The 13,431-nt window shown below is 57.7% G+C and carries 13 protein-coding genes and 1 tRNA gene; 7 read left to right on the top strand and 7 right to left on the bottom strand.

Annotated elements, in window-relative coordinates; genetic code table 11:
• Nucleotides 1-2 precede the first annotated feature (2 nt).
• Nucleotides 3-995 carry a phosphogluconate dehydrogenase (NAD(+)-dependent, decarboxylating) gene (gnd, locus tag AC6H34_RS23125; RefSeq protein WP_497540356.1) on the bottom strand — a complete coding sequence of 331 codons (993 nt, stop codon included), beginning with the start codon at nt 993-995 and terminating at the stop codon, nt 3-5.
• A gap of 215 nt (nt 996-1,210) precedes the next feature.
• Between gnd and AC6H34_RS23130 the strand changes: the two genes are divergently transcribed.
• From AC6H34_RS23130 to AC6H34_RS23160, 7 genes are all read left to right on the top strand, one after another.
• A tRNA-Lys gene (locus AC6H34_RS23130) sits at nt 1,211-1,286 on the top strand.
• A 700-nt stretch (nt 1,287-1,986) separates the two neighbouring features.
• The gene (locus tag AC6H34_RS23135; protein ID WP_497540357.1) at nt 1,987-2,628 is read left to right on the top strand and encodes a hypothetical protein; all 642 of its coding nucleotides are present in this window, start codon (nt 1,987-1,989) and stop codon (nt 2,626-2,628) included.
• A 6-nt stretch (nt 2,629-2,634) separates the two neighbouring features.
• The gene (locus AC6H34_RS23140) at nt 2,635-3,333 is read left to right on the top strand and encodes a hypothetical protein (protein WP_497540358.1); all 699 of its coding nucleotides are present in this window, start codon (nt 2,635-2,637) and stop codon (nt 3,331-3,333) included.
• A gap of 804 nt (nt 3,334-4,137) precedes the next feature.
• Nucleotides 4,138-5,664, top strand: a complete 1,527-nt coding sequence (locus tag AC6H34_RS23145; protein WP_497540359.1) for an AlbA family DNA-binding domain-containing protein — start codon at nt 4,138-4,140, stop codon at nt 5,662-5,664.
• 47 nt (nt 5,665-5,711) lie between these two features.
• Nucleotides 5,712-5,963 carry an SOS response-associated peptidase family protein gene (locus AC6H34_RS23150; RefSeq protein WP_497540360.1) on the top strand — a complete coding sequence of 84 codons (252 nt, stop codon included), beginning with the start codon at nt 5,712-5,714 and terminating at the stop codon, nt 5,961-5,963.
• Between the two features lie 80 nt (nt 5,964-6,043).
• Entirely contained in the window at nt 6,044-6,394 is a 351-nt protein-coding gene (locus tag AC6H34_RS23155; RefSeq protein ID WP_497540361.1) for a PadR family transcriptional regulator, read from the top strand.
• Nucleotides 6,385-7,059, top strand: coding sequence for a hypothetical protein (locus tag AC6H34_RS23160; protein WP_497540362.1), 675 nt, complete (start codon nt 6,385-6,387; stop codon nt 7,057-7,059). Before AC6H34_RS23155 ends, AC6H34_RS23160 begins: the two co-directional genes overlap by 10 nt.
• Nucleotides 7,060-7,155: 96 nt before the next feature.
• Here the strand turns inward: AC6H34_RS23160 and AC6H34_RS23165 are convergent, their stop codons facing one another.
• The 6 genes from AC6H34_RS23165 to AC6H34_RS23190 all read right to left on the bottom strand — a co-directional run bounded on the left by AC6H34_RS23165 (nt 7,156) and on the right by AC6H34_RS23190 (nt 13,223).
• Complete coding sequence (locus AC6H34_RS23165) at nt 7,156-9,582, bottom strand: phage tail tape measure protein (protein WP_497540363.1); 2,427 nt, start codon at nt 9,580-9,582, stop codon at nt 7,156-7,158.
• 70 nt (nt 9,583-9,652) lie between these two features.
• Entirely contained in the window at nt 9,653-9,934 is a 282-nt protein-coding gene (locus tag AC6H34_RS23170; protein WP_497540364.1) for a phage tail assembly protein, read from the bottom strand.
• 59 nt (nt 9,935-9,993) lie between these two features.
• Entirely contained in the window at nt 9,994-10,263 is a 270-nt protein-coding gene (locus AC6H34_RS23175; protein WP_497540365.1) for a phage tail assembly protein, read from the bottom strand.
• Nucleotides 10,264-10,266: 3 nt separating this feature from the next.
• Complete coding sequence (locus tag AC6H34_RS23180) at nt 10,267-10,872, bottom strand: hypothetical protein (protein ID WP_497540366.1); 606 nt, start codon at nt 10,870-10,872, stop codon at nt 10,267-10,269.
• Nucleotides 10,873-10,988: 116 nt separating this feature from the next.
• A complete protein-coding gene (locus AC6H34_RS23185) occupies nt 10,989-12,047 on the bottom strand; it encodes a major capsid protein (RefSeq protein WP_497540367.1) in 1,059 nt (352 codons plus the stop codon).
• A gap of 9 nt (nt 12,048-12,056) precedes the next feature.
• Nucleotides 12,057-13,223, bottom strand: a complete 1,167-nt coding sequence (locus AC6H34_RS23190; RefSeq protein WP_497540368.1) for a S49 family peptidase — start codon at nt 13,221-13,223, stop codon at nt 12,057-12,059.
• Nucleotides 13,224-13,431 lie beyond the last annotated feature (208 nt).

Genomic DNA, 13,431 nt, shown 5'->3' on the forward strand with positions numbered 1-13,431 from the left:
TCTTAGGCCTTGGGTTCCACAGTCCTGGGTTCGACATGGCCGCCGAAACCCTTGCGCATGGCGGAGAGAATCTTCTCCGCATAGGTATGATCCTGGCGGGAGCGGAAGCGCGTGTAGAGCGCCGCAGTGAGAACTTCCGCAGGCACGGCCTGCTCGATCGCAGCTTCGATCGTCCACCGGCCTTCGCCCGAATCTTCGACGAAGCCGGAATATTCGGTGAGATTCGGATCGGCTGCCATGGCGGAGGCGGTAAGATCGAGCAGCCAGGAGGTCACCACGCTGCCGCGCCGCCAGACTTCGGCGATATCAGCCAGCTTGAAATCGAAGGTTTCGCCCTCGGACCTGCCCTCGCTGTTGGCGGAACGCAGGATGTCGAAGCCCTCGGCATAGGCCTGCATCAGGCCATACTCGATGCCGTTGTGGATCATCTTCACGAAGTGGCCGGCACCAGCCGGGCCGGCATGGATATAGCCCTGCTCGGCACGAGGATCGTGGCCTTCTCGGTTGGGTGTGCGAGGCACGTCGCCGATGCCCGGGGCGAGCGTGGCGAGGATCGGGTCGAGGCGGTTCACGGTCTCGACCTTGCCGCCGATCATCATGCAATAGCCGCGCTCGAGGCCCCAGACGCCCCCGGAGGTGCCGACATCCACATAGTCGAGCCCCTTGGCCGCCAGGCTCTTGGCGCGACGCACGTCGTCCTTCCAGTTGGTGTTGCCGCCGTCGATGATCACGTCGCCGGGTGCCATCAATCCAGCGAGCGTATTGATCGTTCCCTCGGTGACGGCGCCGGCGGGCAGCATGACCCAGATCGCGCGTGGCGGCGTCAGCTTGCTGACGAGATCGGCAAGATCGGACGCCCCCACGGAACCATCGGCGGTGAGGGCTTGGACGGCCTGCGGCGCCCGATCATAGACGACCGTGCTGTGACCATTCTTCATGAGGCGGCGTGCGATGTTGCCACCCATACGCCCAAGGCCGATGATTCCCAATTGCATTGGCTGGTCTCCCTTTTGCCGCCAGCGGCGGCCGACTATCCGCTACGTGCTTAGCACCGTTTTCGACACTCGCAAGCTCATGTATTCAACAGCGCGTGAGGATGACACGCCTATGACGTTGTGTTTTTGCATGGCTGAGCCGCATTGTTGGCTTGACCCATCCGCTTCGGGCGCTTAGAGACACCGAACTCGCGGGTGCGATGCCCGGTTGGTGAGAGCTCGTAGCTCAGTCGGTAGAGCACGTGACTTTTAATCATGGGGTCATGGGTTCGAATCCCATCGAGCTCACCAAAAATTTCTTTTAAAATTAGAGGCTTACGACGGCGATGATGATCGGCGTCAGGTAATCCGCTTTAACGGGCCTCCTGAGGTACACACCAAGGTACACAGAACTAGCCGGTTCGACAGGAGTGAGGTTTGAACGACCACAATTGACGAGGAACTCTCGTGGTATGAGAGTTGCCCGCTATGCGAGCACTCTTTCAACCGTCCCTAGTAAATTTTTATCGCCAAGTGATCGGGGATCGGGCGCGATCCCACACCATCGGATTCAGCGCTAACGCGAACGCTAGTCGGCCCACGCGGCAATAGCATATTGGTCAAATTTTCTATTCTGTCTGGATACCTGTAGCTTAGCCCCAAGCACGCTCGCGAAAAAAACGTCTAACCTACCGCGGATGCAAGTCGAGCGGGTAGCTGGTTAGGAACTGAACGTAGCGCCTAGCAGCAATTGACAGCTCTACTCGTATTCGAAGCCAAGCGGCCAACATTGGATAAGAGACTACATCCATATTGAAATGGCGATACAATCACCAGGTTAAATGGCCGATATAAAAGATCGCCTTATTTTGTAAGCGGTATACAGACATTCGTCATTGCATTTGGAACGTCTGCCGTGTCACGCAAAAATCACGCGCCAAAGCAAATAATTACTGAGGCAGCGCGAAAATCTGGCGGGTACAAAAGCTTAATTGCACGATGGAGACGGGCGATGCTCAAGTTATTTATTGCACTTTCAGTAATAACTATACTTGCATCAAGAGCCACCGCACTGGCAGATACACAATGTCACTGCCCCACAATTAATGCGGATGGCAAAGGCAATTCAAGCTGCTCAGCATCAGAGACTGGAAAACAATGTACTATAGATTTTAATAGATTCCCAGACAACCTTGAGGAATCAACTGTTAAAAATCTTAATGACGCTCTAAAACTTGAACTTAGATTTCCGCCAACCTCTGTTACGCAAGATGTTGTTAATAATGAGGAGTCCGCGGGGGTTTTAGATTTGGCGGCCCGAGACAGCAATAACGATGGATTTTCTCAATTGCTCTTTGTGTACCTTTCAATTGCCACTTCTTCCCGCAATGACGCTAACGAAATTATCCAGAAAAATGACAAGTTCTTTTATTCGCTTTTTGATGCCTTGAAAACCAATCAGGACGATCTTCGCAAGGCGTTCATATTCAACAAAACGGGTGGGGCAGCGCCCATCGGCGAAGTAAAGACTTTTGGTAAAGGCGATGCTGAAATAAAGTTCTCACCGGGCTGTCTCGAGGCGAAGGGATACGACATCTGGGTCATGTACAAAGCGTATTGGTCACCGGCAGCATCGCATCCTCAGTGCGAGTGACGTTTCATGGCAAACGACAGAAAAAATAGTCAAAATTTGATACTTGGATTGGCGGTGTTAGCTGTCGCCGCGCTAGGCATTTACCTATTACTAAGAGACAAAGAGCCGCCCATGGATCAGCGTATAGTTCACTGCTATGCGCCACTTGGCGGTAATCGCGATTTGGCGGTAAAGCAATCGACCGATGGAAAGTCGTTTACATTGAATATTGAGGCCGGAAGTAAAGTAGAGCAAGCTGTCGAGCCGAAAACACTCGAAGCATTTACACACTGTGTAGAGGTCTCTCTTAACGCCTACGGGAAACTTCCCTCAGATATGGAGCGAATCCCGTCACCACAACCGCTCGGTTCAATAATTGATAATTGGAAGACCGAAGCAGCCGCTAGCAGCTCTCATTTACTCGTTGCAATAGACCCGCCCTTTGATAAAAATCTGAATAACCTTTTAGTTGGACCTGAACTAGGATTACGCTGGAGGGTGGTATCGCAATGGTGCTCTACTCCACCCATTGCAAATTGCATTATCTGTAGTGGTGACGTAAACAGTGATACGACAAGTTTGCGTATATCTGTACGGCCTAATTCCAGCTTCACGAAAGTTGACTATGGTACCGCTGGGGCTGCGCCATCATCTGGTACCCCGCGGCCGCCTTGGGAGTTGGTTGAGGCCGGCAAGCGTTACGGATTCGATTGTTCCTTAAAGTGATTAGCGGGGTCTGATAAAGCATTTAGTTGCTGGTTCGTCGTACGTCGCCCAAAGGGACGACAAAAGAGGTTGATCGCGTGCTCCGGGAACGCAAGGGCGGTGGGGGCGGCCGCCCCTCTTATCTCTGGACCTCCGGAAAACTCCTTACGCCAGAGAATGACGAATAGAAAAAAGGCGCTTGTGGCGTTGAGGAGCTCGCCGGCCTTCAACCGCCGGTCTTGCCCTCTCTCAAAATTAAGCCGGAACGCGCAAGGCCACGTTCAGCATATTTCCTCATCCATTCGGCGCTAGACTCTTCAGTCTCAGGGTGACACGCAATGATTATGAGAGCATCGCGGGCGGCGATCATCAAATGCCGTCTTATCTCACCTTCCACAAGCGCGCGAGCGATCAACGTCAAGAGTCTTGTAGGATGGTCGGGCGAATCCGGCTCATCCTTCCACGGCATGACGGCCGCCCAAACCCGTTGCCATTGTGCCGGGGTTAGTCTTGGGGTCGCGGTCATTGAGGCTCCCGACGTCGCCGGTTCGATTGGACCTATTAGCCTTCCGGCCCGCACCAATATAGCCGCCGTTCCTCGCGCGCCGCCACTCCTAGCCTAGTAGCAATTCTGCTATTTCACCGAGCGATGCATTTGCAGCGCCGGGATATTAAAGCGTGGGCTCGGCCCGAGGCCGCTTTAAGAGATCCAAGGAAGTCGCGGCGACAAGATCCAGGATCTGACCGAGCTCATTTTCACAAGGCAGTAAGGCCACTCTTAAGTAATTTTTGCTCAGATCGCTCAAAGGCGAGGCGCTGGGAACGATGGCTAAAAAAAGCATAACAGACTTAGAAATTGCACTCATTAAGGGGCTGCTAGCGAGGGGCATTCGAAACCGGGATATTCAGTTCATATTCAACCGCCCCGATAGGCCAGTAAATAGCGGCCGCATCACCAACATTCGGAAGGGCGCATACGGCAACTCGGCGGCAATCGCCGCTATACCCGACGATCAACTGGATGCATCACTTGCGTCATTTAGGACGTCCGGCGGACCGCCGGCCGCCTCACCTCCAGACCAGAACGACGAATCCTTATGGCTCGATAAAGTTCCGGGGCTGTTTCAAAAAGGGCCAGACGGCCTAGGGCGCCTTTCGGCGGGCGAGACGGATCGGTATGAGTGCAAGGCGAATTTCAAATGGAGAAACGCCGACTGGTTGCGAGCGGTTGCAGCCCTGGCGAACAATGCCGGTGGATACATCTTCTTCGGCGTACATGACAAGGACGCTAAAGGGCCTGCGGGAGAGGACTTTAGCTACGCCGCGATTGGCATGAGCAATGAGATTTTGGCTGGCTTAGACCCGGCTGATCTGTCCAAAAGAATTAAATCTACATTTGACCCTACACCATCCTTTGAGTTCGGGATTATTTCAATCGATACGAACCCGATCGGGGTGATCTACGTGAGGCGCCACCGTAGTCGCCCAGTGATCGCCACTAAAGGTGAAGATGATATACGGGAAGGGGATATATTTTATCGCTACCCCGGTCAATCTTCCCGCATCAAGTATAGTGATCTACGTGCGATGCTTGATGAACGCGACGCGGAAGCGAGAGAGCAGATGCAGCCGATGCTCGAGCGACTCCTTCATCTCGGACCACGTAAGGCATTGATTGCTGACCTCGAACAGGGGGAATTAGCAGATGGCCGGCATGTCATTCGCATAGATGATGAGTTGGTCAAGAGACTCCATTTCATCAAGGAGGGTCAGTTCGATGAAGTGGCGGGCGCCGCAACTTTGAGGCTTGTGGGCGACGTAGTACCGGCTGCCGAACCAGACAACGTTAGACTGGTGTTCAGCGTGCTCACCCGCGAGGATGTCCTCACAGCGTTTTTGGAGCAGGCCACGCCGGATAGTCCGACGGAATATATTCGCTGGGCAATAGAGGTCGGGCAGGGCGGCCGTCTTCCGCTTCACTATTTTGCGCGTCTCGCGGGGCTTTCCACCCCCGCTTTGGAAGAGTTTGTCGAGTCAACTAGTGGTACAGCTCAGAAGAAAGCTCAATACATTGAGTGGCTGAAGCCTGATGCGGCATTCCACGCTGCGGCTGGAAAATCCGGCAAGATGCTGTCGCAAATCCTTACTGGCACCCTGCCAAGACTGGGCAGCTGGAAGCACGCTATGATCTTCGGGCAGGCCTTGTCGGGGCTCAAAGCCAGTGATGCGTTTGATACTACGCCGATTCTTTCATTACTCAAAGGAAGTAGGAGTTTAGCGAAGGGCACTCGCGCAGATACCTGGATCAGGCGAGCTATCTGTCGTCTGGACGAAATCCTTTACCGCGGGTGACTACCCCGCCCTTTTGTCGGGCGTGAAAAGTCCTCCAATTCGTTTGTTTGGCGATCGTCACCAGAACGTTTGCAATCGTGACATGCCCGGCGAACGACCTGGTCGGCAACATCCATGACCACATGCCGGTCATTCTCCACGCCAAGGAGTATTCGCACCGGCTCGACAATATCGAGCCGGACCCGGCCGACCTCATGGTCCCGTTCCCCGCCGATCTCATGGATATGTGGCCCATCTCCACGAAGATAAACTCGCCGGCCTACAATGCGCCGGACGTGGCCGATCTGGCCGAGGCGTGAACCAGCGGAAAGCGCGGCGGCGCCCCAACTTCATCTGATACGAGAGCCCATTGCGCTCTATGTTGAAAGTCGATATAGCTATGTCGACTTTCGATTTTGGTTATATGGGTAAGGTGATTGATATGATCGAGAAGGTGAGGCTGTCAGGCCCGACTTTGCAAGTTCTCAAGGCGTTGCTCAATGCCTCGGCTGAAGGGCTATCTGGCGCCGACATCTCCAAGAGTACGCGGCTTGGTTCCGGCACCATGTATCCACTCCTCCAGCGTCTCGAGGGCGCTGGCTGGATACGCGGTGCATGGGAGAATATTGATCCTTCTGCAATGGGGCGCCCCGCTCGCAAGCTGTACAAACTTACTCCTGCGGGACACGTCGAGGCCAGTAGGGTTCTGGCGGAGTTCCAGATGGGGCCTGGAGAACTTTCATGGGCATAATCACAGATTTGCTCCTGTCGGCCGGGGCGGTTGTAGGCGGCCTTTTGTCTAACGTCGCGGCCGCCGATATTTCCACTTCCGCCGATCGAGTGTGCTCAGAAGTCATTCGGCGCGCATCGAAGCGGCTGGCACCTTTCGAGCAAGCAGACAGGCAGCGCGAATGGCTGAGCCACCTCAACGAGTGTGCCACGGTCGTGGAAAAGTATAGCCATGCGATCGGCTGCTATTGGGTTGCGCCAAAAATGCGGAGGGAGGCTGAGGCGGTCAGGTTGGTCGTAAACTTTACGATTGCGGGCGTCGGTGTGGTACCACTCAACCTCAATCTTAGCTCTCGAAGATTTAGCGTGGTGTCGTGGCTGACGGGACCGGGAAGACCGAACATCCTTGTCTTGACAATTGCGATCGTCGTTCTTGCTTATGTATATTTTAAGCTATGCTTCGGCGCTCGCAGTCTTGGCCGACGTGAATTGATGCAATTTTTGGATAGCCTTAAAAATCTACAACAATGGAAAACGCAGGCGGTTCTCAAGTGCGGCAAATTAGAGTTGGAGTTCAGTAAGACACTCAAAGCGTGCATCGAGAATCCATACGAGAGTCCAAAATTTATTAGGGCCTATACGGATGCGGTTCGAGAGGGGCGCGGTATGACGAAGCGAGAGAACTGAAGTTCCGAACAATCTGCTCTCACGAAAGTTAGGCCCTCAGTCGCGATGGAGAAGCGACGGCCGCCGAGCGCCATCAAAGTAGGGTCGATGGACATCTCAGTCACTCAAGAGCGCCCTCTGTTGAGACTCAAGTCGGCGCATGATGCTCTCAACCTCGCGCCGAACGGCGAGAGCAATGTCATTCGGATTGCCGTTGCCGCCGTGAACCGTGATCGAAAAAGACGTGTCGCCGCCCCGCTGGCGCCCGGAAGCGGACGCCGAGGCGATCGAGCTCGAGCTCGGCATTCCAGCGCTCGCGACCGAGCCGGCGCGCGTGAGGGAGCGGAACGCCCCATTCGTCTCAATGCGGCCGTGAGCGGCTGGCGTGAAGATCTCGGGACCGTGCTCGCCGACAAGGTAGGGCAAGCCCCTCCTAACCGGGCCGCCTTTAGCGCGTGCTTGTAGGCCGCCTCCCGTGCCTGGTGTCACGGGCGCACTAAAGCTGTTCTGTTGGGTATTCAGGAACGACTTAGCAGAAGCCGCGGCCGCCGGCGTTGAGCCGCCGATTGACAACGCGGAAGTAATCCGAGCGCCGATGCCTGCCACGTACGCGATCATGGCATCTGCCTTCGATTTAATGCCATCCCAAAGGCCTTGAATGATCGACTCGCCGATCCCTTTCATCTGCCCCGGCAACGCCTGGAAAAACGCGAGGATCTTCGCCGGCAATTCGGCGATTTTGTTCACGAAGTCAGCGACTGCAGTCGCCATTGACTCGCCCATCTTCCGCCAAGACGCTTCGGACATATCGACCGTGCCGGTCAAATTCGACACGATGTCGATAACGGGTTGAATCCACGACTTGAGGTTTTCGAAAAATGGTTGAAGGCCGGGAAAAGCACTCTTGATGCCGTCGGCGAAGCCTTCGAACATTGCCTTGAGGCCGTTCCAATTATTGTAAATCCAGAGACCGGCGAGAGCGATCGCGACCAGGATCGCGCCGATTCCGGTCGACACGACGGCCAGGCGCAAAGCGACGAAGGCGCCGCGGACCAATGCCAGCGGATTCAAGAGCGTCAATAGACCTCGAGCGAGGGCCGCCGGGTTGAGGCCGCGCAACAATAGGCCGGACAGGCGGCCGAGCGCCGTCGTCGCCGCGAGCGCGCCTCGAGCGACGGAAATGAGCGACCCCTTGCCGAAGAGCCCGAGCCAGCGGAGGCCGGTCGTCGCGAGGCGAAGGCCGATCAAGCCCGCGGTTAGGCCGACCAGGCTCGAGGTAAGCTTCGGATTCGCTTGCGCGAAATCGGCGATCGCGTCGACGATCGGCCCGAGCTTGTCCATAATTTGCGTGAGCGGCGGCAAGAGAGCGTTGCCGATCCGAATGCCGAGCGCGGTTAGACGATTCTGGAAAAGCTGGACGTTGTTCGAAAACGTCTCGGCGCGCGCGGCATACTCGGCGGCCGAGCTTCCCGCATAATCCGTTTCATTCGCAACCATGCCCAAGGAGTCCTTGAGCAATTTGAGATTCGTGAGCAACGTCGGGAGGGCGCGCGCCTCGTCGCCGAAGAGCATAGACGCATAAGCGGCTTGCTGCTCTTTGGGGAGCTTCGCGAGCGCTTCCATGACCTTTAGGGTCGTGCCGACGGCGTCCTTTTGCATGTTTTTCGCGACGCGCTTCGCGTTCATGCCGAGCTTGGAAAAGGCCGCGCGCTGCCCTTTGGTCGCCGCCTCGCCCTTCGTGAGCGCCTTGCCCATGTTGCGGAATGAAGTCGCGGCGACGTCGCTCTCGGCGCCGGCCGAAAGCATGGCCGAGCCAAAGGCCGCGACCTGGACGCCGGTAAACCCAAACTGAGTGCCGGCGGCGCCGACGCGCCGAACCACGTCCAGGACGTCGGCCGCGCTCGAGGCTTGCTCGTTTGAAAGCTTGTTCATCGCGTCGGCGAGCAAGCCCACTTGCGGGACGGTCAAGTCCAAGCCCGTCTTGAGCTTCGCCAGAGAGTCGCCCGCCTGGTCGGCCGAGATATCGAACGCGACGCCGACCTTTGCCGCCATTTCGGTAAACTTTAACAAGTCGTCGCGCGCAATGCCGGACTGACCGGCGGCCGCGACGATCTTGCTAAGATCCGAAGCCGCCATCGGCAAGCGCTTGGACATGTTGATGACGTCGTCTTGAAACGCCTTGAACGACGCCGGCGTCGGGAAGTCGACGACCTTGCGGACGTCCGACATTGAGCTCTCGAAATCGGCCGCGGCCTTAATCGGCGCCTGGAGCGCTCGAGCGAAGCCATAGGCCGCAATAGACGCCTCGGCGAAATTGCCGCGCGCGGTTTCTAGCTGCATTTGATTGAGCTTCGCCGCCACGGCGAGGCGTGTTCTTGCATTCGCGACCGAGGCGCCGACGGAAGAAATGCCGCGCCCGATCGCCGACACGCCGGGAATATTGCGAAGGCGGCCGACCTGCGCTTGCGCCTGGTTTACGGCCTGCTTAAGCGAGGAATTAAGCCTTCCGCCGATATTGACGAATACCGAGAATGATTTCGCCATGGTCGGCGCGCCTTTGCGAGTCAGGCCGACGGCTCCTATTGCGAAGCGTCAGCGGAGTCATGGAAATATGTCAGACCGCCTTGGCGGCGCGCCCCTGAAAAGCCTCAAGCTGCTCGCCGAGGGCTTCGGCGTCGATCGAGTCTAGCTCCTCGATCACGTTCGGGGAGACGTTACAGAGCCTTGCGAGCATGAAGATCCCGCGCTCGGCGTCGCTGCCCTTGTGCTTGGCGGCCGCAAGCGAGTCCTTGGTCTTTGGACGCCTCATAGTAAGCGCGGTATAGTTCACTGCGTCGACCGTGACGGGATACTCGAGCTTGATCTCGGCTTCGGAACGGCGATCAAAATCGGACATAGAAAACTCCAATGGGAAATGGAAATGGGGGTCGCGACTGCAGTCGTCGCGACGAGGGATTAAGCGTTGCCGGCGACGCGGACATTCATTTGAATCGCCCCGACAATCTGGTCGAAGTCAGAGCGATCGAGCTCGCCGATCACCCGAGGCCGGACCCCGGCAAGATGCGCGATCAGGCGAATTGAGGCGTCGAACGTAGGACTGTCAGGATCGAAGCCAACCGCCGCGGCGTCGGCCCTTGTTACAGGGCGGACCTTGAGCTCGGAAATCGTGCGGTTGCCCGAGCGAACCGGATAGCGGAGGGCGACGCGAGCGAGGTTACGCGCCATTGCTCAATCCTCCGTTGCGGAAGCGAAAAAGGGCGGGTCACCGGGTTTCAGGCCGGGGAGGATCTTCACGACGTTCATGAGGGACATGACTGCAGGCCCGGGTCGCAGCGAAACCTCAACCCCCTCACGCGTGGCGACGGGCCGCCCGTCGACCCATTTGATAAGGCCTCGGGGCGCCGACTCGGCTCGGGCCTCGACGACGCCTTCGCCCTCGCGATAGCTAACGCGCCAGGTTGGGGGGCTTTGACGAAACGCCTCGGGATCGGTGATCGTCACGGCCTCGCCGATCTCCTTCGCTCGAGCGTAGAGGCGATGACGGGCGCTGACGAAATCCTGATATTCCGACAAGAGCGAAGCCAGCGCCATGGCCGCGGCCGGGTATTCGGTTTCGATCCGCATCTTAAGGGCGACGGCCTGTTGTTCAATCCTCGGGATATCGGCCCGCAACGCATCCCGTTCCTTGAGCCGCTCGGCGTGAACAACCTCCAACTGCGAGCGGGCCGAATCCTGCAATTCGATCTTGCGCCGGGCGGCGGCAATCTGGTTATCGATCGCCTCAAGCCTGTCTTCGTCCAGGGCGGCGAGAGCCTCGCGCCGCTCGGCCGCCAAGCGGGTAAGGCTCGCCTCGGCAGATGCGCGCGCCGAAGCGGTTTCGCTTATCTTGCGCTCGACCTCGGTCGGCGTGGGGTTCCTGCCTCCAAAAAGCTTGTCCAAAATTCCCATAGTTAAAGCACCTTCGCGCCGAGGGTGCCGTTCACACGGTACGGCACGGTTAGGGGAGCGGACTGGCCGAGCAAATAGCGAATGCTCGGATCTTCCTTTTCCCAGGACTTCACGAAGAATGGCCGCGGCTGAATGCTGGCCTTGAGGTCGCGGATTGCGCCAAAATGGCGGACACCGTCGATCTCTCGCGACGCCATCACGATCGAACCGGCAGGCAAGACGTCCTTTTCGACCCCGTCTAGCGGGTCGACATACTTGTCGGCATGGACCCACAGGCGATAATCGCCGAACACGCCGACCAGGCGCACGCCCGGCGTCACCAAGATCGGGCCGAGGGCCGCGAGTCCTTCCGACAGGTTGGCGGTCTTTGTGTCGATCTGGAGCCGTAGGGCAACGGCGACTGGATCGGTCGAAGGACCGGCCATCTTGGCGCGAATGACCTTCCATACATCCGAGGCCATGATGACGTCTTGAGCGACCAGGCCGGAGGTATCGAAGATCCGTTGCCCCCAATCCTCAATATCGTCGAGCGGATCGATCGCGCTGTCCGACCAGCGAGCCGAGCCCGCAAGGACAATTGAGAGCGCCGGATCTCGCTCGAAGTCGATAAGCTGCTCGGGATACTCGTCGCCCTTGAGAACGAGCTTGCCCGTGCGGAGCACTTCGGCGGCCATGACCTCGAGGCGGCGAGTCCACATCTCAAGCTGCTCGGATAGCGCGGCCACGACGGCGGCTTGCAAGCGCTGGCCTGGGGTCAATGAGCCGCCGATCTTTTCGCCCGCCCGGCGCTTGAACTGCGCATTCGGATTGAAGACGCGAAGATCCTTCACATAGGCGGGGCTGAACAGGGAGGTCTTATAGCCAGCCTCACGTATGATCTTGCCGGCGACGATCGGCGCAACCAAGGGGGCAATCAAGCGTCGACCTTTGACGGTGTCGAAGGCAATCGACTCCGCGTCTGACGTCTCGATTTCCGGAAAAAAGGCATTTAGGAAGAATGCCGGGTTTGCCGGCAGTTCTTCCACAACCCTATTGAGGGTCGTCGTCGAAAAATAGTCCATGAGAACCCCTTACTCGCCAGTGGCGAGCTTGTGCGCATGAAGGAAAGATTGAACCGAAGCTTCCACCCCACTAGCAAGAGCATCCGACGAAGGGCGAAGGCCGGCATTGGCGGCCGTGTCGAGGGCGATGTTTCGGGCGTGCTCGAGCTCTTGCGCTCGGCCGACTTGGCGCAAGAGCGACCTATAAGCGTCGAGATCGAACCCCGCGGCGATTGCACTGTCGCGAACGGCCTCCATGCCTGGAGGCGTCTCAGCGTGAATGCTGGCCACTCGCGCAACAGCATCCGCCTCGATACGAGCAAGCTCGCCGCCCGATAGCGATGAAAATGAGGAATTGTGCGCCAGGTGAGGGCGCCGAGCGGGCACGCCGGATAATTCGGCCAATACGGACTCAAAAGAGCCGAGACTGTCCGCCATCCCAGCATCAATCACGGCTTGACCGACTAGAACGTCGCCCTTACCGAATTTCTCGATAACGCGCTCGCGACTTACACCGCGATTGCCGGCGACAGCCTCAATAAACACATCGGCGAGGGCATCGACGCGCGCTTGAACGCGGCGGCGGCCGTCCTTCGTCTCGAGGTCGACCGCTTTGAAGGGGCTTTGGCTCGAGACGAACTCAATCGTCTTGACGCCTTTGGCGGCATCACGGGCTGACGTGTCGGTCAATGCCGCGCGAACGCCAATTGATCCCAATTGGGCGCTCGAGCCGATAACGATCCGATCCGCCGCACTGGCAAGCCAGTATGCCGCGCTGGCCGCGAGGTCGGCTGCGTAGGCGACGATGGGTTTTTGACCGCGAGCATCGCGAATAGCGCTTGCCAGTTCCGCGGCGCCAGAAACCTCCCCGCCGGGACTGTCAATGTTCAAGAGGATTGCCTTTACGTCAGTATCATCAAGAGCGGCCTGGAGATCGCGGCGAAGGGTCTGATACGAGGTCGCGCCTGACACTTCGGTCAGCAAGCTTCCACGTTTGAACATTGGACCGTCGGCATTGATGACCGCGACGCCGTCGCGAATCTTGGCTCGTTCGGCGCGATCCAGGGACTTCGCGCGGTAGGCCTCAAGCGCCTCTGGTGAAATGGTATTCTCGCGGGCAGCGACCTCAAGCAATACGCGGGTCGCGTCTTCGGTCATGGCCCAATCCGCGGATGTCGCGAGATCAAAAATCTTCATGCTCTTCGTCCTCATAACGCCCGGCTTTTGCCGGATCGTTGAGACGATTTTGAAACTTTAATGCGCCCGCTGGGAGGCTGATCCGGTATCCTCAACTTGACGCGCAAAAAGAGACGGCGCCCCGAAAGGCGCCGCTGAGTTGAGGAAGACTGAGCGAAATCAAGATTGCATGTCGCGACGACGCGCGATGGGTTACTTTGGTCGCCAA

The organism is Labrys sp. ALF-8 (assembly GCF_059699065.1).

What these genes read in the sequence shown, in the direction of transcription:
- gnd (WP_497540356.1), bottom strand. Translation starts at nt 995, where the DNA reads ATGCAATTGGGAATCATCGGCCTTGGGCGTATGGGTGGCAACATCGCA.
- AC6H34_RS23135 (WP_497540357.1), top strand. Translation starts at nt 1,987, where the DNA reads ATGCTCAAGTTATTTATTGCACTTTCAGTAATAACTATACTTGCATCA.
- AC6H34_RS23140 (WP_497540358.1), top strand. Translation starts at nt 2,635, where the DNA reads ATGGCAAACGACAGAAAAAATAGTCAAAATTTGATACTTGGATTGGCG.
- AC6H34_RS23145 (WP_497540359.1), top strand. Translation starts at nt 4,138, where the DNA reads ATGGCTAAAAAAAGCATAACAGACTTAGAAATTGCACTCATTAAGGGG.
- AC6H34_RS23155 (WP_497540361.1), top strand. Translation starts at nt 6,044, where the DNA reads ATGTCGACTTTCGATTTTGGTTATATGGGTAAGGTGATTGATATGATC.
- AC6H34_RS23160 (WP_497540362.1), top strand. Translation starts at nt 6,385, where the DNA reads ATGGGCATAATCACAGATTTGCTCCTGTCGGCCGGGGCGGTTGTAGGC.
- AC6H34_RS23165 (WP_497540363.1), bottom strand. Translation starts at nt 9,582, where the DNA reads ATGGCGAAATCATTCTCGGTATTCGTCAATATCGGCGGAAGGCTTAAT.
- AC6H34_RS23170 (WP_497540364.1), bottom strand. Translation starts at nt 9,934, where the DNA reads ATGTCCGATTTTGATCGCCGTTCCGAAGCCGAGATCAAGCTCGAGTAT.
- AC6H34_RS23175 (WP_497540365.1), bottom strand. Translation starts at nt 10,263, where the DNA reads ATGGCGCGTAACCTCGCTCGCGTCGCCCTCCGCTATCCGGTTCGCTCG.
- AC6H34_RS23185 (WP_497540367.1), bottom strand. Translation starts at nt 12,047, where the DNA reads ATGGACTATTTTTCGACGACGACCCTCAATAGGGTTGTGGAAGAACTG.
- AC6H34_RS23190 (WP_497540368.1), bottom strand. Translation starts at nt 13,223, where the DNA reads ATGAAGATTTTTGATCTCGCGACATCCGCGGATTGGGCCATGACCGAA.